This window comes from Pontibacter liquoris (genome assembly GCF_022758235.1).
In the GTDB taxonomy this organism is placed as follows: Bacteria; Bacteroidota; Bacteroidia; order Cytophagales; family Hymenobacteraceae; genus Pontibacter; species Pontibacter liquoris.
The window spans coordinates 1,405,125-1,426,553 of record NZ_JALEBG010000001.1; the positions used below are offsets into that span (position 1 = coordinate 1,405,125).

Annotated in this window: 14 protein-coding genes; 7 read left to right on the forward strand and 7 right to left on the reverse strand. The window is 49.1% G+C overall.

Annotated elements, in window-relative coordinates:
* The first annotated feature begins 275 nt into the window (after positions 1-275).
* On the forward strand, positions 276-656 hold the full coding sequence (locus LWL52_RS05795) for an endonuclease domain-containing protein (protein WP_242917806.1): 381 nt from the start codon (positions 276-278) through the stop codon (positions 654-656).
* A 243-nt stretch (positions 657-899) separates the two neighbouring features.
* Here the strand turns inward: LWL52_RS05795 and LWL52_RS05800 are convergent, their stop codons facing one another.
* The 4 genes from LWL52_RS05800 to LWL52_RS05815 form a co-directional block, all read right to left on the reverse strand.
* Complete coding sequence (locus LWL52_RS05800) at positions 900-1,121, reverse strand: hypothetical protein (protein ID WP_242917808.1); 222 nt, start codon at positions 1,119-1,121, stop codon at positions 900-902.
* Positions 1,122-1,322: 201 nt separating this feature from the next.
* Positions 1,323-2,018, reverse strand: a complete 696-nt coding sequence (locus LWL52_RS05805) for an SLATT domain-containing protein (RefSeq protein ID WP_242917810.1) — start codon at positions 2,016-2,018, stop codon at positions 1,323-1,325.
* Between the two features lie 177 nt (positions 2,019-2,195).
* On the reverse strand, positions 2,196-3,602 hold the full coding sequence (locus LWL52_RS05810) for a reverse transcriptase/maturase family protein (RefSeq protein ID WP_242917812.1): 1,407 nt from the start codon (positions 3,600-3,602) through the stop codon (positions 2,196-2,198).
* Between the two features lie 466 nt (positions 3,603-4,068).
* The gene (locus tag LWL52_RS05815) at positions 4,069-5,256 is read right to left on the reverse strand and encodes a hypothetical protein (protein ID WP_242917814.1); all 1,188 of its coding nucleotides are present in this window, start codon (positions 5,254-5,256) and stop codon (positions 4,069-4,071) included.
* Positions 5,257-5,495: 239 nt separating this feature from the next.
* Between LWL52_RS05815 and hrpB the strand changes: the two genes are divergently transcribed.
* From hrpB to LWL52_RS05840, 5 genes are all read left to right on the forward strand, one after another.
* On the forward strand, positions 5,496-7,946 hold the full coding sequence (hrpB, locus tag LWL52_RS05820; protein WP_242917816.1) for an ATP-dependent helicase HrpB: 2,451 nt from the start codon (positions 5,496-5,498) through the stop codon (positions 7,944-7,946).
* Positions 7,947-8,574: 628 nt separating this feature from the next.
* Positions 8,575-11,298, forward strand: a complete 2,724-nt coding sequence (locus LWL52_RS05825) for an NTP/NDP exchange transporter (RefSeq protein WP_242917818.1) — start codon at positions 8,575-8,577, stop codon at positions 11,296-11,298.
* Between the two features lie 10 nt (positions 11,299-11,308).
* Positions 11,309-11,773: a Crp/Fnr family transcriptional regulator gene (locus LWL52_RS05830; protein ID WP_242917820.1), complete on the forward strand. Its 465-nt coding sequence runs from the start codon at positions 11,309-11,311 to the stop codon at positions 11,771-11,773.
* Positions 11,774-11,868: 95 nt separating this feature from the next.
* Entirely contained in the window at positions 11,869-12,267 is a 399-nt protein-coding gene (locus tag LWL52_RS05835) for a response regulator (protein ID WP_242917822.1), read from the forward strand.
* The gene (locus LWL52_RS05840) at positions 12,242-13,288 is read left to right on the forward strand and encodes an adenylate/guanylate cyclase domain-containing protein (protein WP_242917824.1); all 1,047 of its coding nucleotides are present in this window, start codon (positions 12,242-12,244) and stop codon (positions 13,286-13,288) included. Before LWL52_RS05835 ends, LWL52_RS05840 begins: the two co-directional genes overlap by 26 nt.
* A 20-nt stretch (positions 13,289-13,308) precedes the next feature.
* Here the strand turns inward: LWL52_RS05840 and LWL52_RS05845 are convergent, their stop codons facing one another.
* Together LWL52_RS05845 and LWL52_RS05850 are read right to left on the reverse strand one after the other, a co-directional pair.
* Positions 13,309-13,905: a Pycsar system effector family protein gene (locus LWL52_RS05845; RefSeq protein ID WP_242917826.1), complete on the reverse strand. Its 597-nt coding sequence runs from the start codon at positions 13,903-13,905 to the stop codon at positions 13,309-13,311.
* Between the two features lie 286 nt (positions 13,906-14,191).
* On the reverse strand, positions 14,192-16,423 hold the full coding sequence (locus tag LWL52_RS05850) for a tetratricopeptide repeat protein (protein ID WP_242917828.1): 2,232 nt from the start codon (positions 16,421-16,423) through the stop codon (positions 14,192-14,194).
* A gap of 752 nt (positions 16,424-17,175) precedes the next feature.
* Here LWL52_RS05850 and LWL52_RS05855 point away from each other — a divergent pair.
* Positions 17,176-20,577, forward strand: coding sequence for a sensor histidine kinase (locus LWL52_RS05855; RefSeq protein ID WP_242917830.1), 3,402 nt, complete (start codon positions 17,176-17,178; stop codon positions 20,575-20,577).
* 221 nt (positions 20,578-20,798) lie between these two features.
* Here LWL52_RS05855 and LWL52_RS05860 read toward each other — a convergent pair whose 3' ends face one another.
* Complete coding sequence (locus LWL52_RS05860) at positions 20,799-21,221, reverse strand: hypothetical protein (RefSeq protein WP_242917832.1); 423 nt, start codon at positions 21,219-21,221, stop codon at positions 20,799-20,801.
* Positions 21,222-21,429: the final 208 nt, after the last annotated feature.

Sequence of the window (21,429 nt, forward strand, 5' to 3'; positions counted from 1 at the left end):
CCGGCGGGACTTTGAGAAGGCTCCCGCTGGCACAAACTTGCAGCGCGTGCCGCCATACTTCAGGCAACGTCAATCTCCGGCACACCTTTGCCGCCGCTAAAGCCTACCGAACTGCCATACTTCCAATGGTATAGTCATTAAGCAAAGGCCGCCTGAAAAAGTCAACTTTATAGTGATTCTACGTTAGCCGATAAGTCCCCCTTGGGGGTAGGGCCCTCGACAAAGACGGGGGTTGGGAGATAACAACTGTGTGAAAAATACACCAGCCCAAACTTATGGAACACAACAACCACTACAAAAAAGAATATAAACCATTGGCCAGGAGCCTCCGCACCAATTCCACCAAAGCCGAAGTCAGGTTGTGGTGCGAGTTGCTGAGTAAAGGTAAAACAGGCTATTCATTCCTGCGCCAGCGCTCCATTGGCAACTACATCGCTGATTTTATGTGCAAAGAGCTGAAGCTGGTTATTGAAGTAGATGGCTACTCGCACAATTTTAAAACTGCCGAAGACCAGCAACGGGACAAGGATCTGTCTGATTTAGGCTTTACCACGATCCGATTTTCAGATGAAGAGGTAATGAAAGACCTACCGAATATGGAGAGGGTGATTCAGGCGTACATTGATCGTTTTCTGGAAAATCATTGTGCTAGGTAAGTCCAGCAAGTAAAAATTCAGCATAAGATTACTTATTCAGCACACGATTGTCATCCCCCTACCCCCTTCAAAGGGGGACTTTTTTAGCCTTCCTATTTTTATACTTTATGCTTTGTAGTGGCTACTGTTGCAAGTATAAACAAGTATAAAATGTAGTACTAAAGTACCCGTGCTGAATGTCCCCCTTTGAAGGGGGTAGGGGGATGACTTACACCTGCGAACAAGTATAAGTCTTCAGCTCCTTCAGCAGCACGCCCAGGTTGTTGCCCGGAAGATGAGTTGCACGTGGCTGGGCATGATGCACCAGGCATAGATCTCCATACCTTTGTTTTTGCGGCAGCAGTCCAGGCTGTTGGTAAGTATAGCAAAGTATTCCTCCCGCGTAAACACGTCTATCCAGTACACCACCGCAAAGCTGACAAAGTATAGCCCTTCCTGGTTATGAAATTTATACTTCCGGCTCATGAAAAGCTTATACTGCTACGGCACTACTTCAGGTTCAGCGCTGCGCATAGTTGGTTAGTAGTGCTCCGCTAGTGTGTTTCTGCGCTAGTGCGAGCTTGTAGCTCGTACTTTTACCTTTGCTGAAGGTATAGCAGGGTGGAAAAGAAAAGGCACGAGCTACAAGCTCGCGCCAGCGGGAGTTAGAAAAAAAGGCCCGAACTTCTAGCTTGGGTTAGTAGTAGCAGGAAGTAGAATAATAGCTAATATAAACAATATCGGTGGTACAAGAATAAGTAATAGGTATAGCCATCTTGGTTGTAAGAATGCCAATACTCTTATTTGTAATATTTTCCAGTATTTGACATTTAATGATTTTATATCTAGTGCATCTGTGGAATACTCTTTTAAGAACTCATCTGGAAAGTCATATGGGTAATTAGCTTTGAAGGCTTTGTAATGAATTGAGCTGTGATTGTCAGAATATCTTTGTATGATTATATCATATTGATCTGATATACTTTTAATATGATGTTCTGATGCGTAAGAGGAGATATTATTTTTAGATAATAGAAAGTTTAATTCATTTAACAATTTAGATATTTCTCTTGAGCAGTCATGGAATCTTTCTGCTTTCAGTTTATAGTCATTAGCCGATTCTAACTGAGCGAATGCTAGAATCAATACTGATAATGTCATTGTTGAAAACTGAATCAAAGAATCGAAATTAGAGGAAATTACATCATATATGGTAAGGAAATTTATAATAATAACATAAGCTGAAAAGAAGCTAATAGCAAAATTTGAAAGAGCGTGCTTTCCTAAGTAGTGATTATATGCTTCAAACCTTGCTCCCCTTGTAATCCACATCTTTCTTTTTAATGCGTTACTATAATTGCCTAAGTTATTATCAATCTCCATTCTTGAAATTTAAAATTATAAGTGTCTTTGAAAAAAGAATTAGGGGCTGCCTATAATGATAATGATAAACACTCTTTAGGTAAAGAGTTTAGAACCCGCTAAGCGAGAAGATTACAACCACATCATACAACAGTATGAGTTACCTGCACACGATAAAATTGCACAGGGAGACAGCCCCTAATAAAGTTCACCTAAATCTAGGTCAAGCTCATAAATGTTTTCAAATTTAAGCTTATTAAAAGCAATATTAATTTCAGTTTCTGAATAGCTAAGTGAGGGGTTAAGTAGGCCATACCTACGTAAAAGATTTTCTTTTTTAATTTCAGTATCGTAACTGTTGTAGTTATGAATATAACCTGTTGTAGGATAATGCCTTGCGTGATAGTATGATTTAACAAAAGATTTTAGTTCTATAGGACTTTCAAAATTGAAAGCTGCTTGCCTTCTAAAGAAACCCTTAATTATTTCATCAAGATGATATAATAACCGCAGATCATTAATTTCTAAAAAGTAAAAAATCCATCCATATCTCTTTTTCTCATCAATTGCACCAGTAATCTTCTCATTGATTATATCGACGAATCTATTTTTGAGATAGGAATTATCTTTAATTAACCAAGGCTGTAGATTTGGATCCTTTAACTTATAATTGAACCAGGTAAATTTAGCTGCTATTTTTTGAATAAATATATTTATTGTCGATTGTCTTATAGTAATAATATCATTCTTAAATTTATAGCCTAAATATTCGTATTCCTCATTAAGATAACCTTTCTCAATTTTGTCAGTGTTCAAATTTAAGCCCAATACACTTAACTCTTTTGATACACTTTCTAGTAATTGAACATGAGTTAATGCAGATGACATTAACAAAATATCATCTACATATCTAATATATTTAAAGCTACTTTTTGATAATTTCTTATCAACTTCTGAAATGTATATGTTAGCTAATATACTTGATATTGATAAGCCTTGAGGTACACCAATTTTATTTTTTAGCTTTTCCCTTTCTTCCCTCTTATATCCTATACCTACAGTAGGATTTTGTATTGCCGTTTCAATCAAGTATAAAATTTTCTTAGATTTTATTTTCTTTCTTAATGCTTTTAGTAGCTCATCATGTTTTATAGTGTCAAAAAACTTCTCAATATCTACTTTTAGAAACCTTACCTTATCATGTGTAGTTGGGAATATAAAGCTGTTTATTTCACGTATGTAGCTATTCGGTAACTTGCTATTGATACATTCAGGGAATGCATGATGAAGAGTTTCCTTTAATATTGATAAAACAACTTTGTCTCGGAGTGTAGCAATAGAAATTACCCTTGGATGCTTGTTTTTGCCTTTAACCTTTAATTTTTCTAAATATGGAGAAAAATTATAAGTGCTATTCAGGCACTTCTTGTTTATGACTTTAAAATGTTCACCCTTCTTTTGTTCAAATTTAGCTAGTCCAATCTTATCTATACCTTTACTATCCTTAAGCGCATGTTTGAGGTTATAAACCTTTTCTATAGACTTTAATCTAAAGCTCCTTTCGAAAAATTTACTAACAGGTAATGCTATAACTTCCTTTTCCAAAACAGCTTGATTAGAATATAAAGATAAATATATAATAAAAAATTATACTATTAAATTGTGTAAATATATCTAGTGGATTTACTAGATTACTATTTTTATTCAGCACCTTAAAATTTAAAGCTTAAATTAAATTTCTCAAATCCTATTTACATAAAGTTGTATTAGATTCAGTACTATTTACCACTAAGATTTAAGTTATAAACATATCCCTTGCCCTTTAACCCATTTACAATAGACTTACCCGTTCGGGAAATCATACCTGCTGTTAGGGAGCACCTGGCGGCGCAGAACACACGGATCGTAAACGCTCCTCCGGGAGCCGGTAAATGCACCTTGCTGCCGCTGGCTATACTTGATGAAGTATGGCTCTTGTTAAGTCTAAGATAGTCTATTAAAAAGACTGCTCCTGCTAAGTAACGATAGCAGGAGCAGCAAGAAGTCTCACAGTACTTATTTTGGTTTTTACTTACTTGAACGTCTTAGTAATAAACCGGGATTGACTTGCACCACTTACTGAACTGGTAAGGGCTTTTTCTGAATAGACATTCTTGGGCCTGAACAAGGAGAGGTCTTTGCCTGCCAAAGATTTAGTTTTCAGATTCTCAAGGAAAGTCTTTGGCTTCAGGGCTGTATCATCAGTTGGAAAATAAATGTACCATTGCGCACGGAGTGCATCCTGTTCTGCCTGCCAGAATGTAAAATACCTATCAGGTTTATCTTTCCCAATTTGAATTTGAAAATCATCAATTTCTGATTTAATGACTGTAAAATCAGATGTAGCAGCAAAATCCATAGCGGTAGGTATAGTTTGTCCTATGTGATGATAGGAGTGAAAATAACCTCCAGCGTCAGTATAGCCTATGTAAAGATCAAACTGTTCGATGACTGTTGACGGGAATTGAAGATCGTACTCCTTGGAAGGCAAAAATGGGAAGTAAAGTAACAATTTGCTGTTAGGATCACCTGCTTTCGTGTAGCCAAATAATGTGACACCAAGGTTGGTCACTCCGGCAGGCCTGACAAACTTCCGTACTTCGGCTACATTAGCTTTCGAGAAGTCGACATATGTTTCGGCTGACGTGACTTCGGTAAACATGTACTTCTTATAGCCAGGCACCCACATGTAAACCAGGTCATTAGGGAGTAATCTTCGGTATTTGATCGTCTGGGTATCAGTATCCCAGATGGCTACCCAAGAGCCCGGTTGTTTTGATTCGAAGTGATACAAGGCATCATTAGGCATGTTGGAGTAATAGATGGTAGCCGGTTCTGTTGCACCACGTACAACAGGCTTCGATGTTTCATCTATATGCCATTGGTTCTTATTTACCTGAATGTATGTAGCCACAGAGTATCTGCCTAGGGCGGGGTTAAAATAAATGGTGGTAAAATCAAATTTAGCATCCTTTGATTTTACCTTTAGCGCATGATCTTTACCAGTTGCAAGCAAAGTATCCAAGAGCACTTTCCCATCTTTCTGTGAAATAGCCAATTCAAATTCTTTTATCTCCGGTGAGTCCGGATCATAGCGGTAGCTAAAGTCGAATGTTTTTGTGGTTGGGGTAGGCTCAGGAACAGGTGCTGATTCCTTTTCAGTGTCGCAACCCAGTAATAAAGTAAGTAACAGAATACTTAAAAATGGTTTTAAACGCATAAGTTAGAGAGGGCAGGTTAGAATTTTGTTAGTATAATACCTTGCTAGATATTTAGCGTTTCCAATATACGTGATGTTTAATATAAGGATATAACAAGATAGTTTAATTCAAATTACATCTTTGTAGCATTTTTCATCTGATAAGAATGTAGCTTTATTGGCTCCTGAAAACATCCTGTACCTTTGTGATTAGGTATAGAGGTGTACCTGTTTTAGTTTATCATTAAAGCTTACCAATCTTGCCCTTCAACCCATTTACCATAGACTTACCCGTTCGGGAAATTATACCTGCCGTTAGGGAGCACCTGGCGGCGCAGAACACGCTGATCGTAAACGCCCCTCCCGGAGCCGGTAAAAGTACCTTGCTGCCGCTGGCTATACTCGATGAAGTATGGCTGACAGGCCAGAAGATCATCATGTTGGAGCCCCGGCGTCTGGCGGCCAAAACCATTGCCGAGCGCCTGGCGCAGCTGCTGGGCGAGGAGGTAGGCCAGACGGTCGGTTACCGCATCCGTTTCGAGACCCGCATTTCCGATAAAACCCGCATCGAGGTCGTCACCGAAGGAATCCTCACCCGCATGATCCACAGCGACCGCGGGCTTACGGGCGTGGGCATCGTGATCTTCGACGAGTTTCATGAGCGCAGCATCCATGCTGATGTCGCCATGGCCCTGAGCCGGGAAGCGCAGCAAACGCTTCGACCGGACCTGCGCATCATGGTGATGTCGGCCACCCTGGATATGCCGCATCTCACCAAAATGCTGCAGGCCCCGGTGGCGCAAAGTATGGGGCGGCAATACCCCGTCGAAACCTTTTATACCGGCGACGCCGATGACCGCATGCTGCCCGAAATGACGGCCAAAGTAGTGCAGCAGGCAGCGCAGGAGCGGGAAGGGGATATACTCGTGTTCCTGCCCGGCGAAAACGACATCCGGAAAGTGGAAGAATTGCTGCGCAGGCAAATGCGCGGCGTCATGATCCACCCGCTGTTCGGTATGCTGCCCTTCGGCAAGCAGTACGCTGCCATCATGCCCAACCGCGAAGGCAAACGCAAAGTGGTGCTCGCCACAAGTATAGCCGAGACCAGCTTAACCATAGAAGGCGTGTCGGTGGTAGTGGATACGGGCTTTGGCAAAACCTCCCGCTTCGATCCGAAGTCCGGGTTGTCGCGCCTCGAAACGGTGCGCATCTCCAAAGACGCCGCCGACCAGCGTGCCGGTCGCGCCGGTCGCCTGGGCCCGGGTACGGCCTACCGCATGTGGAGCAAAACAACGCAGGAGCGCATGGCACCGCACCGCACCCCCGAAATCCTGGAAGCCGACCTGTCTTCGCTGGTGCTCGACATGGCGCAGTGGTGCATTATGGATATCCGTGGCCTGACCTGGCTCAACCCGCCGCCGCGCGCTGCCCTGCAATCGGCCACCGGCATGCTGCACCAGCTGCAGGCGCTGGAGCACGGCCGCATTACGGAGCACGGCAAGAAAATGCACGCGCTGCCGTGTCACCCGCGCATCGCGCACATGCTGCTCAAAGCCGAAGAAACCGGCCAGGTGGCGCTGGCAAGCGATATTGCCGCCGTACTGGAAGAGCGCGATCCGCTGGACCGCAACGCCGGCATCGACATTAATTTAAGAATTGAAGCCCTCCGCAGGTATCGGAAAGAGCAGGGGCAGGGCAAGCGTTTCGGCAAGATCGAGAAGGTCGCCCGCTCGTACCGCCAGCTGTTCAGTATAGAAGCCGACAACGGCAAATTTGACGAGTATGAAACCGGTGTGCTGCTGACGCATTGCTACCCCGAGCGCATCGCCTACGCACGCCCCGGCAACAACGCCCAGTTCCAGTTGGCAAGCGGCCAATACGCCTCTGCCGGTCACCGCGACGACCTGGCGCACGAGCCCTGGCTGGCCATCGCGCACCTGCACGCCGGTACGGGCGACAACCCGGGCCGCATTTTCCTGGCATCGCCACTCAATCCCCGCGACCTGGCCCCGCTCGTGAAGCAGCAGGAAGTATACCACTGGGACGTAAACGACGGCGAACTCACCGCCTCCATGGACACGCGCATCGGCAGCATCGTGCTGCAAAGCAAACCGCTGCCACCTCCCGACGAGAAGCACCGCGTACCCGCCATGTCCGAAGCCATCAAACAGGAAGGAGACCACCTGCTGGACTTTAACCACGAGGTAACCCAATGGCAAAACCGCGTGCTGAGCCTGCGCAAATGGCGCCCCTCCGAAGCCTGGCCTGACGTGAGCACCTCCACGCTTCTCATGACCAACTGGGACTGGCTGAAGCCCTACCTCTTCGACATCGAGCACCCGGACGAGCTGATGGAGCTGGAGCTGCTGCCCATACTTCAGAAGTTTTTAGACACAGAGAAACTGGCGCGCATGGACGTGCTGGCTCCCCAAAGTATAAACCTGCCCGATGGATCAGGTATCGAGCTGGAGTATAAACCCGATGGTTCTCAGCCCAAACTGGAGATCAGATTGCAGGATGTGCTGGGCTGGGAGGAAAGCCCAACGGTAGATGAAGGCGAAATGACGGTAGAGCTGGCTTTGCTATCGCCCGATCTGAAGCCGATCACCACCGTGTCAGATCTGGCCAGTTTCTGGAAAGGGAATTACCGGGTGATCAAGCGGCAGCTGGAAGTGGTTTTTCCGGAAGTGAATTGGAGTAGGGGAGTTTAGGAGTTTGAGAGTTAGAGGGGTAGAAAGTTAAAAAGTTTCCTGGACCTCGCAGTGTCCGAAGGTCCTGCGAGCGTCTGGCTAGCCTAAGCAGTAGCTGTGTAGCAACTACCCTAGTTCGCTACCGGCTGTAGTATAAGCCTCTGCCCCAGCCGGATTATAAATCCGGCAGCATATGTATGACACGGGTTACATACCTGCGCCAGCAAAAGAAGTATAAAACGGTATTTTACAGAGCCAGAATGATCTGCTGCCGGGCCACGTTATAAACCCGCGCTAGCGGGAGGCCAGCAAATGAAATATAAACGGCCTTGCTTTTAATGGGGCCGTTTCATACTTCTCTATACCCAGCATAGCCCCTGCCACGTGCGCATCGAGCCTGAAGCAAACCGTGGCTCCAGATAGCCCATGGCAGCGGCGAAGTTATCCGATCATCACAATTTGTCATCACAAACACCCTTCCGGTAACAGTTTTCTGAAATTCAGCGGCTTTTCTTCCTCCTTTTGTGTACGTTCTTTCGTAGAAAAGGAAAATGAAATATTAGAATAATTGTATAGTGATAAAGAAATTCCTTTGTCGCATACGTAGCTGTCTGGTATCCCCCTTTTTTAGGCCTTTAACTGTAGCTCTATGTTTCGAACGTTAGCGCGGCTGCTTAATATCAGGTATGGCGAAGTGAAACTGGTCCGGGCGCTGTTCCTGATCGAGTTCTTACTGGGCGCTGCGGTGGCTTTTTTTTCCACGGCGAGCCTGGCCCTGTTCCTTTCTTCGTTTGAGATCAGGGTGCTGCCCTTGGTTTACATCCTTGCTGCGGCCTGCCTGTTCGTGTTCATCCTGCTGTATGCCCGTTTTGAGGCCCGCTTTACCCCGGGCAGGTTATTGCAGCTGGTGATCCTCTTTTCGGCCGTTTCAGTGCTGGTCTGCTGGCTGGTCATGGCTTTTACCACCGTCCGGTGGCTGCCACCACTGCTCGTTATCTGGAACCTGGTTATCTATATGCTGGTCGGGGATGCATTCTGGGGTATGGTGGCCATGCGGTTTAATGTGCGGGAAGGGAAGCGGCTGGCTGCCATTGTAGGGGCCGGCGACCTGCCGGCCAAGATGCTGGGCTATCTTTCTGTTACGGCCCTGGTGCCTTTTATCGGGGTGGTAAACCTGTTATGGGTTTCCATTGCCTGTTTTATACTTGCTTACGTGCTGTTGTCCGCTTTTAACGTTGCGGCAGTTCCCGAAACCGAGGAGCCCGCTGCCACGCATGCGCATCGGCCGCATCCCCACAAAAACGAATCGTTCTGGGCGTATTACTTTCAGAATAACCTGATCGGCAGCATCGCGGTCTGGGCGCTGATCGGCTATACGATCTTCTTTGTGCTCGATTTTACTTTTCTCTCCGAAATAAAACTGGAAACGTCGGGCAGCCATGAGGTGGCCACTTTCCTGTCCGTCTTTTTTGCTGCCGGGCGCCTGCTGGCCATTCTCTTCAAGCTGATCTTCAGCAGCAAAGTGATCGCCCGGTTCGGGCTGGCCAATTCGCTGCTGGTGGCGCCTGTGCTCCTGTTTTTAGTTAACCTGTTTATTCTGGCCTCAGCCGAAGGGCTGCCCACTTATATGTATGTTTTTGGCATGATGGTGCTGCTGGCGGAGGTGTTGCGCGCTACCCTGCAGGACCCGGTGGCCTTTGTGCTGTTCCAGCCGTTGTCGCCGCACAGCCGCCTGAAAGGCCATACCATCAAAGGCTATACTTTGCCGCTGGCCCTGTTCCTGGTTGGCGCGTGCCTCACGTATAACCTGCAGCAGTATGGCGGGCTTACCATCACAGGCGTTTCGGAGGTGTTGTTTTTCTTGCTCCTGCTCTGGGCAGGCAGTGTGTTCCTGATCCGGAAGGCCTACCTGCATACCTTGGTAAAGACCCTGCAGAAAGGTTTTTTCTCGGGCACGAGCTTATTTCTGAATGATGCTGCCGTTACGGAACTGCTGGTGCAGAAAACCGCCAGCGCCAAACCCCAGGAGGTCCTGGAGGCGCTTAACCTGCTGGAACGATCCGGCTATCCCGCCATCCATACACTGCTGATGCGGCATTTAAAAAGCGATTCCCGGGAAGTAAAGGAGTATACGTTGGCCCGGATCATCGAAAACAACATGGTGGGGGCGTTGCCTTTGATCGAACATCAACTGGAACACCAGCCCGACCCCCGGCTGCGGCCCCTGCTGATCAGGGCGCAGTTCTACCTGCAAAAAGGGGAGGGCAGTTTGCAGGCACTACAGCGCCTGGACCCGGCCTGTAAGAAAGAAGCCATGATCGGCCTGCTCAACCACCCCGGTGCAGCCAGCAAGCCTGCTTTGCAAGAGCTGTCGGCTATGGCTGCGGGCAACACAGAAGAAAAGCTGCTGGCGCTGGATATCATGGCAGCAGCAAGGGAGGGCAAGTATGAGCACCTGGTAGCCGCCCTCTTGCAGGATGCCGAACCCAGGGTGTATACCAGCGCCATAACTGTGGCGGGCAAGGTAAAATATTACCCGCTTTTTAAAACAGCCGCCGCGGTAGCCGTAAAAACAGGGGCTTACCCGGCGTTGCAAAAAGCTTTGCTTGCTTATGGCGACCTGATTTACAAGGCCGAATACATGGGCCTGGAGGAGCTGCCCGAGCCGCTGCTCCCCATACTGCTGAAAGCGGCCGGCAAAATAAAAGGTACCCATACCACCCTTTTCCTGGAAACGGCCCTGAAACGCTACCCGGCGCACAGCGACTTGGTAGTAGAAGCCCTCTGTGAAAAGAAAGCAGCCTTATCAGGCGAGACCAGAAAGCTGCTGGAAGCCTGGGTGGCCCAGAAACTGGAACAGAATCAGCTGAAAAAGAACTACTGCCAGCAGCTGTTCCCCGACAAGGCCGCGGCGCTTCTGCAGCAAGCCATCTGCTCCGAGATCAACCAGGATATACTCCGAATCCTAAAAGGGCTTTCGCTTGTTTATGATCAGGAGCGTATAGAAAGGGTAATAACACTGTATAAACTGGGCTACAGGCACAAACTATCGAATGCCGTGGAAATGCTTGAGCTGCTTATTCCGAACCGGTACTTTACCAGCCTGGATGGCCTGATTGAGTTTATGCAGGATGTCGCGCGCAACCAGGTAGAGGCGCCGCCGGGCAAACGCAGGACTACCGGGGCCATCATCCGGGAGATCCTCCTCGATAATATGGCCGGCTGCACGTCCTGGACGCGGTCGGTGGCCTGTTACCTGATCCCCCGGCTCCAGGATAAAAGCTTTCCGCTTCAACTCCTGGAGAAGGACGCTGGGAAAGAAGACCCGCTTTTCCGCGAAACCCGGAATTATGTTGTATCCATGTTAAGCTAAACCCGTGCTTATGCTGCTGATAGAGAAGGTACTCATGTTAAAGGCTTCGGAGATATTCAGAAACATACCCGAGCAGGAACTGGTAGGCCTGGCCGGCATACTGGAGGAAGTATACCTAGAATCGGACGTGTGTGTGTTCTCGAAGGGCGATGTGGGCAAAGGCATGTACTTTATCTTTAAAGGCCGCATCCGCATCCACGACGGCGGGCTGACCCTGGCCCTGCTGGAAGAGAACGATATTGTGGGCGAACTCTCGGTGCTGGATGCCGAAAAGCGGTCTGCCAGCGCCACCACCACCGAAGAAACCATCCTGCTGAAACTGGAGCAGGAGCCTTTTTACGAGATCATGCTCAACAATCCCGAGGTGCTCAAGGGCATCCTGAAAACCCTCTGCCGCCGCCTGCGCATCATGGACAGCAAAAGCGCCACCCTGCAGCAGCCTGCTGCAGCCATGAGTCACCCTGCTGTAAAGTAATAACAGCAGGTAGACAGCAGGCCAAACGTAGTATGATGATTTAAGAAAGAAAGCCGGTGTAAAAGCCGGATTAAAGTGCCTGATACAAACAAGCTATGAAAATACTGGTAGTGGACGACGAAGCCGACGTGCAGCCGCTTTTTGTGCAGCGTTTCCGCAAAGAGGTGCGTACGGGAGAAGTAGAGCTGGCTTTTGCATTGTCCGGCGAGGAAGCGTATACCTACATCGAGCAGCATCCTTTTGAGGTCGTCCTGATCTTGTCGGACATCAACATGCCCGGCATGAGCGGCCTGGAACTGCTGCGGTTACTGCGGGAGAAGTATGCCGTGGCCCCGCCCGTCATCATGATGATCACCGCCTACAGCGACGCGGAGAATTATCAGCAGGCCATGCAGTACGGAGCCGATGATTTCCTGACCAAACCCCTCGACTTCCCTAAGCTGAAAGATAAACTTAAAGTGCTGACGTTTGATGGCAAAGATACTGGTGGTTGATGATGAGGCCGATATGGAACTTCTGATCAAGCAGAAATTCAGGCGCAAGATACGGGATAACACTTATGAGTTTGTTTTTGCCCAGAATGGCGCGGAGGCGCTGGAGAAATTACACGATCATCCGGACCTGGATATTGTGCTGACCGATATCAACATGCCGGTAATGGACGGCCTGACCTTGCTCACAAAGCTTCCGGAAACAAACCCCATCATCAAAACCGTGATTGTATCGGCGTACGGCGACATGGAAAACATCCGCACGGCCATGAACCGGGGCGCCTACGATTTTGTGTGCAAGCCCGTGGATTTTGAAGACCTGGAGCTGACCGTGAATAAAACGCTGCAGCATGTAACCCAGATGCGCAACACGCTGCAGGCCATAAAGGAAAATAACATCCTGAAGATGTATGTAGACGAGTCGGTGCTGAGCTTTATGACCCACCAGGAATTTGAAAATAGCCTGCTGGTAAATGAGTCGGTGGAGGCCACTGTGATGTTCATCGATATTTGCGGGTTTACAGCCATTGCAGAGCAGGTGTCGGCCAATGAGGTGGTGAACCTGCTCAACAGTATGTTCGACCTGATGGTGCACGAGATCATTGAGCAGGGCGGTCGCATCGACAAGTTTCTGGGAGATGCGGTAATGGCTGTTTTCCGGGGCAACTATCACCTGGACAGGTGCGTGGAAGCGGCGCTGGCCGTTCGGAAAAAGCTGGGATCGTTCGAACAAAAACTGGCGGGTGGTACCGTCTATAAACCCCAGGTGTCGATCGGGATCAATGCCGGCGATGTGATCTCGGGGAATATCGGCTCTGCTTCGCTCCGGCGGCTGGATTATACAGTGATCGGCGATGCCGTAAATGTGGCGCAGCGGCTGCAGTCGATGGCCCAGCCCGGGCAAATTGTGATCACCAATACCTCCTGCGAAAAAATTAAAGAATCTTTTATTTGCAAACCAATAGGGGAATTGAAGCTCAAAAACAAAGAGAAGCCTGTAATGACGTATGAAGTGCTGGAATAGGCATGCTGCCCAATATAAGGCTAGCGTCTGAAAAAGGCCCAGGCAAGTACATAACTAACGAATACAAGCCCAAGGCCGATCACAAAGACAGTATAAGACAATTTCAGGAGGCGATATTTCCGGGCCAGGACTTTCCCCTGCAAGTATATATTGTCGATCATGGTGGTATACAACTTGTCCGGGTCCTGCATCATTTCTTTCATACTTTGCTGATAAGCATCCCGGCTTAAGGTGATATAATCCCCGAAAAAGAGCAGGTCTCTTTTGCCTGCCGCTTCCCGGGAAGGAGCAATATGGGGGCGGGTAGCCAGCACAGCGAAGCTGGTCGTCAGCATGCACACCCCCGTCAGCAAAATAGAAGGAAACAGCAAATGCGGAACACTCGCAAAATTCCTGACAAAAGACGAGATCATGATCGAAGCAATGATCGCGTTGATAGAGATCATCAGGTTCGCTTTGCTGTCTGCGATGGAACTCAGCTGTAAATGGCTGCCCATGGTGGTCCGGAACATGGTTTCCACGCCCTTAGCGGATTTCTTTTCCTTTGCTTTCTGAAGTGCTTTCCGGAGCTTTTTGTTCTCCTCCAAAAGTTCTTCCAGTGTTGCGTTTGCTTCCATACTTCTCCTCCGTTTTTCTCTATTGCGGCTTGCCGTTCTTCCGGTAACTGGCTACGGCACCCTACCTTTATACTTCCTGGCCCGCGTAGGACTGATGCGTAAAACAGGTTGCTTTTATACTTTACTGTTTCTTCGTGATTCCGCCTTCTGTTAATCCGCGCTTGACCAATTCATAGCCCGCTTAAACAGGAAGGGCATCAGCTGCTACTTGTTACAGGCAGGGTATGCAGGAAGCCCTCCGGTTAGCTATACTTAGATACTGACTATATGCAAAAGTAGAAGCAGGTTAATTCCCTGTGGGCAGGCTGATCCTGAATTCCGAGTATTCTCCTTCCTTTGTTTCTACCTGCAGCTGTCCCCCATGCCCTTTGGTGATGATGTCGTAGCTGAGGGACAGTCCCAGGCCGGTGCCCTGGCCGGTGGGCTTGGTGGTAAAGAACGGCTGGAACACTTTGCTTCTGACCTGCTCGGGTATGCCCGTGCCGTTGTCACGGATCGTAATCTCCAGTTGGCCATTCTGCTGGCAGGTGGTCACTTTAAGTTCGGGCTCATACTGGCCATTCAGCTGTGTTTTCTTTTGCTGGGTCGCATAAAAGGCATTGTTAAACAGGTTGAGCAGCACCCGACCTAGTTCCTGCGGCACCACGCCGATCTTCTTTGCCTGGCTGTCGTAGTTGGTGACCAGCGAGGCGTTAAAACTTTTGTCTTTTGCCCGCAGTCCGTGGTAGGCCAGGCGCAGGTACTCGTCCACAAGCGCATTGACGTCGGTTGGCTGCTTTTCGCCGGAGGAGCTGCCCGAGTGCTGGAGCATGTCTTTGACAATAGAATCGGCCCGTTTGCCATGTTGCGTGATCTTTTCCAGGTTTTGTTCCAGGTCAGCCAGTAAGGTTTCGACCGGCGCTGCTTTACCTGACTGTAGTTCTTCCCGAAGCTCCTGCAGGATCTCGACTGATACCTCCGAGAAGTTATTCACAAAGTTGAGCGGGTTCTGGATTTCGTGGGCGATACCGGCGGTTACTTCTCCCAGTGAGGCCATCTTTTCGCGCTGCACCAGTTGTTCCTGTGTGATCTTGAGTTCGTGTAACGTTCCTTCCAGGTGGTCGCGCTGCTCCGTGATCGTTTCTTTTTGATGCAGCAGTTCTTCGTTCGTTTTGTTCAGCTCGCCGTTAAGCTGGTGCAGGCGTTGTGCCTGGTCGTCGATCTCGGCTTTCTGCTGCCTGAGCAGGCGGTTGGTACGCTGCTGCTTCCGGTTGTAGCCTACCAGTATACCGGCGATGAGCACCAGCAGGCCAAGTACGGCCAGCAGGGCATACTTCTGCTGCCGTTGCCGGCTGGCCCGTTCTTCTTGCAATTGCCTGTCTTTGGTGAGCATGGCAATCTCCGACTGCTTTTTATCCAGCTCGTACTGAAACTTTAGCCCGGCTACCGTATTTTGCTTGTCTTCGCCGGTCAGGCTGTCTTTGTAGGCCAGGTATAGCTGTTGCGCCTGGTAGGCCTTCGGATAATTTTTTTTAGCCGCGTAGGCCTGCGCCAGTACTTCGTAGGTGTTGTGGATGTTGCGTTTAAAGCCGATCTCTTCGGCCAGCGCCAGCGCCCGGTTGGCATAGTATAGCGCACTATCAGGGTGGCCGGCATCCAGCTGAACGGCCGCTACCTGGTAACAGGCATCGGCCACGCCTTCTTTCTCGCCCAGCGCCTGGAAGAGGGAGATGGCGCGGGAACCATAAGCCAGCGCCTGGTCGTATTGCTGCTGCTTGCCTTTTACCTCTACCAGGTTGCGCAGCACCAGGGCTTCCAGTTCCTTGTTTTCGGTTTCCCTGCTCAGGGTCAGGCTTCGGTTGTAAGCCGTTTCGGCCTGCGCATACTGCTGCTGGTCGCTGTAAACGCCGCCTATGTTATTCAGGAAACGGGCCACCTCACTTTTATCGCCTAATTGTTCCTGCAGTTTTAACCCGCGTTGGAAATACGTAAGCGCCGACCTGAGTTCACCCATCTCTTTGTAAAGCACACCCACATTGCCCATAATGGAAGCTGCTTCCTTGTTCTTGCCTGTTTTTTCAAATACCTGCACCGCTTGCAGGTAAAACTGTAGCGCGCGGGGGTAATCGGACTGGCTGTGGTAAATTGTGCCTTTGCCATTAAGCGCCCAGGCAATGGTGGTACTATCACCGATCCGGGTAGCTACCTGCCGGGCTTCTTCAAAGGCGCTGAGTGCGGCGGTATAATCGGCTTGCTGGTAGTAATAACTTCCAATGCGGCGTAAAGCCGTGGCTTCTACTTTCCTATACTTTAGTTTGCGGGCGAGCTGCAGGGCTTGCGAGGCCATCGTGTAGCTTTGCTCCGGGTCGGTTGCCTTTAGTTCGTAGGCCAGGTCGTTTAATAATTGCGCGCGGGTGGTGTCGGGCTGGGGATGCTGGGCTAAAAGCGTTTTCAGGCTGTCGGCCGCACCCTCCTGTGCATGCAGGGGCATGGCAGCCAGCAGCAACCCAAATAAAAGCAGGCAGAGGGCTTTTTTCATGGTGGCAGTACTATTCCTAATGACGGGTAATCAGCGCAACAGGTAGTTCTTTCTATAACTATAAAGCCAGTAAAAAGGCTTATTTAAAGCAGGGTGATATCTTAAAGAATATGGTGCCGCAGGTATACTTCGCTTTTAAAGTATAAAGCTTCGGCAGGCAAAGCAGGCGCGGTCTCGCTCCTGTTAAAAGTTCAGAATGATAGCTTTTCTCTGTTATAGTAATTTAACGATTAAGCTGGATAAGAGTTAATTAAATGTGGTGTAAGTGCAATTTGTATTTACCCTTATGTACAAACCATTTCCTTTTGTGCGTAAGCGGTGCCAACAGTTATACTTTGGGGTATCAATTGTATATCCTTAAATACTGGCATGGGCTGGCAGCGCTTGACCAGAACGTAATTGTTATTGCTGTTTGAAAGTGCTATAAATTATGAGTTGGGTCATACTTAAATTTCATAAGATCGTACATAGTATTCGAATATAGCCTATTAGCCTCCCCGTTCAGCTGCTTTGCTTCCAAAGCCGCTGTTTTCCTTTGTTAATAGTTTTTCCTTAACGCAGTAGTATAAGCCTATTCACATCATACCCGGCAGAGGTAAGGGCGCAAGTTCAGGATAGCTGTCTTTTTCTACCTGCTGCGATGATCTTAGCCCTTTACAAGTGAGTTTTAACCTACCGGATTTCCTGCTTGCGGCCCTACGAAAGCAGGCGTTTATAATTCTTTCATTCAGGGATCACACAACTTGAAGGATATGCTGCACTTCGTCACCCGCCACCTTGCTGCCTTGCTGCTTTTATGGGGCATTTCCTGCTGCTGCCTGCAGGCGCAGAACCTGATCTTTAACAAAGTTGCCGTAGAAAAAGACGGCGGCCTGGGGCTGATAGCCGGCATTACGCAGGATAAACAGGGCTTTCTCTGGGTAGCTACCCATACCGGCCTCTATAAGTATGACGGCTATACGTTAACTTCCTATACAAACAAACGCTTTGACCATAATTCGTTAGCCGATAACCGGTTAGAGTGTATTACGACCGGCCAGGACGGCATGATCTGGATAGGCGTGTGGGCCACGGGACTGGACAGGCTGGATCCCCGGACAGGGACGTTTACGCATTACCGGCATGATCCTAAAGACCCCAATAGCCTGAGTGATGACCTGGTAACGGCACTGCTGCAGGATCGGGAGGGCAATCTGTGGGTGGGCACGCATAAAGGGCTTAACTTGTTTCACCCCGAAACAGGCACTTTCACCCACTATCAGTACGACCCGGCCAATGCAGCAAGTATAAGCGATAACAAAGTCAGGGCACTTTACCAGGACCGGCAGGGGAGTATCTGGGTCGGAACAGGCAGCCCCTGGGAATCGAAACCCGAAGAAGGCGGCCTGAACCGCTTTAACCCAAAGACCGGCACCTTTACACGCTACAAGCATGATCCTAACAAGAACAACACCCTGGTCTCAAATTGGGTACGTGCCATCTATGAAGACAAGAGCGGTACCTTCTGGGTAGGCACTCACGGGGATGGCCTGCACCGGATGGACCGGGAAAAAGGCACATTCGAACGGCTGCCCTATGATGCCGCGCACCCCAGTAAATTAAGCCGTCCTTATGTAGACAAGGAAAAGCAAAATGATGGCGTAAACATTATCCTGCAGGATGATGCAGGTGCAATCTGGATCGGTACCTACGACAGCGGATTAAACCGCTACGACCCTGGCACAGGGAAGGTGACGACTTACCAGAAAAGCACTGCTCAGCAAACAGGTTTAGATGATAATAATATCTGGGCTGCTTATACCACCCAAGAGGGCACGTTGTGGTTTGGTACGGCCAATGGCAACCTGTTCCGGCTTGACCCGCACCGGCAAAGTATACCGCATGTTGTAACCAATACTGATGTCTACAGTTTTTACGAGGATGCGGCCGGTTTTCTGTTAATCGGAACCTCCAAAGGATTGCGCCGCCAGGATTTGCGGAGTGGCGCGGTAAAGCAGTTTAGACATGATCCGGCTAATCCGGCAAGTATAAGCGCGGATACCGTTTATTCCATCTATAAAGACCACAAGGGCGACATATGGCTGGGAAATGCCAGCGGCGACCTGAACAAGTATAACGCCCGCACCGGCACCTTTACCAGCTACCAGCATGATGAGAAAGACTTGACCACTTTAAGCGGTGGCCCGGTATACGCCATGCTGGAAGATAGCCATGGCAGTTTCTGGCTGGCAACCGGTTTCGGCCTCGATAAAATGGACAAGGAGAAAGGCACCTTCGCGCATCATCAAAGTGATCCGAACGATCCGGGAAGTATCAGCCATAACATGATCGTGTCTGTGCTGGAAGACAGAAATGGGTATCTGTGGCTGGGCACCCGCTATGGTGGCGGCGTGAACCTGTACGACATTCAGCGAAACCGTTCGAAGAAGTATTTACTGGGCACTAATGTATCGGCTATTATAAAGGATGACCAAAATGTTGTTTGGGTGGCGACCGAATCATCCGGTATTTTCAGGTTCGACCGGGCAGCCGATGCGTTCATCCCTTTTAAAACAGACCTCAATGAGGAGGTGATCAACATCAAAAGCATTGTGCCCGATGAGGAGGGCAACCTTTGGTTCGGTACAAAAAAAGGGCTGCTTAAAGTAGATAAAACCCGGGAAAAAATAACCCTGCTCAAGGAGCCTTATGGGATAACACCCAAAACCCTCACTTTCCGGGCGGGCTACAAAGGCCGCGATGGCAAACTTTATTTTGGCAACAACACCGGGTATTATGCCTTTTATCCGCAGCAGTGGGTGCCAAACGATTATCCTCCGCTGATCACGTTTACCGGTTTGCGCATCTTCAATACGCCTGTGCTGCCTGGTAAAGGCGGCCCGCTGAACGCACCCCTGAGCGAAACAGGTAAAATTGCGCTGGGACCCGATCAAAAAGTTTTCTCAGTTGATTTTACCGGCATCCATTTCAGCAATCCGGAGCAAAATAAGTTCTTGTTCAAGCTCGAGAACTATGACCACGACTGGCGCCAATCAACTGACCGCACGGCCGCTTATTATAACGTGCCTTCGGGTAACTATGTGCTGCGGGTACGGGCCGCTAACAGCGACAACGTATGGGCGGAGAAAGCGCTGGCGATTCGTGTCAGGCCGCATTGGTGGAATACCTGGTGGGCCTACCTGTTGTATGGGGTATTGCTGGCAGGCACCGTGCTGAAAGTGAACCGCCTGCAGCGCCGCCGGCTGATCAGGAGAGAGCGCCACCGCGCACGGGAACGGGAGCTTGTGCAGGCCCGCGAAATAGAAAAGGCCTATCATAAAATGAAGCGCACGCAGGCAAAGCTGATCCAGGCAGAAAAAATGGCTTCGCTGGGAGAGCTAACCGCCGGTATTGCGCACGAGATCCAGAACCCGCTCAACTTTGTGAATAACTTCTCGGAAGTATCGGAAGAGTTGATAGAAGAGCTGGAGCAGGAAGCCACGGCCGATAACAAAAATCAGGTGCTGGCGCTTGCTGCCGACCTGAAAGAAAACCTGCATAAAATTCGGGAGCACGGCAAGCGGGCCGCCTCGATCGTGAAGAGCATGCTGCAGCATTCCAAAACAACCACAGGCGAAAAAGAACCGACCGACATCAATACCTTGGTAGACGAATACCTGCGTCTGGCTTACCACGGGCTGCGGGCAAAAGACAAAACCTTTAACGCCTCGCTGGTCACCAACCTGGATGCTGAACTAGAGAAAGTAGATGTGGTGCCCCAGGAGCTGGGCCGCGTGCTATTGAACCTGTTTAACAATGCCTTTTATGCAACCCAGCAAAAGAAAAAGCATACTACGGCAGGGCAGGTGTACGAACCTAAAGTAGAAGTATACACCAGCCACAGTCAGGAGCATGTGGAAATCAAGATCAGAGACAATGGAACCGGCATTCCGGAGGCTTTAAGGAGCAAGGTGTTTCAGCCGTTCTTCACGACCAAACCTACCGGGCAGGGCACGGGGCTGGGCTTGTCGATCAGCTACGACATCATTACCAAAGGGCATGGCGGAGAACTGCTGGTTGATTCGGTGGAAGGGGAGTATACCGAGTTTACCATTGTGTTACCCATCACAGTAGCCGCCCCGGCAGCACCCGTAGTCCTGACAAGCAACTCCTGATCCTCTTAAGAAATTTGAGAATACGGGAAAGAGAGCAAGGGAGGATGCTTTACACCGGTAAAACGAAGAAGTGCTATTTAACAAGTATAAAAGCCGTTTTGCAAATATAGGAGCCTGAGGGGAACGGGCGGCTGGCTTTCTTTCGGAGGCGGGCTATTGTTTTGCCATTAAGGTAAACCGGCATTCAAACGGGCATACTTTTATCCGGTGCCGCTATACTTTCAATTCCCAATCCCTGAGATATATACGGTGATTTCCTCTTCCTTCTCCTGCAGGTGCTCATAGGCAAACGTCTGGATCACCTCGCAGGCAACATTGTTAAGCACGCCAAAGATACGCGCCTGGCTGATGACTTCCTCGTTCCAGGCCGAGGCAATCACCATGATGGAAGAACCGTTATAGGGCGTCAGGTCCATCAGGTCGGCTGTGCTTCCGGGCGATGGCCATTTGCCGGAGGCTAGCCTGTAGCTGCCCTGTTCCCAGCGGGGCGGCGTTTGCTTTTTATCAGGCGCAGGTATAAAATAGTTGTTTACCACAGGGCCTATAAACAACACATTCACTTCTTTTAGGGCACTTGGCACAAGGGCCATCGGGTCGGGCAGGAGTGTGCCGGCTTTTTCCAGGGCTTCTTCCGGGTTTTCCATGGTCGGGGTAGATATACTTACTTGTTTGTACTGCTGTGTCGCAAGATAAGTTTACTGCCTGCGCCTGCTGACTATTACAAACCAACTTGTTATCACCTAAATATTACGACCATTTTAGGCTCCGGAAAGTATCTGAGAATCATGTGAGGATTTTATGGATTTATACATTCACACCGGTATACCTCTGGAATAGACAAGCAAGTATGGC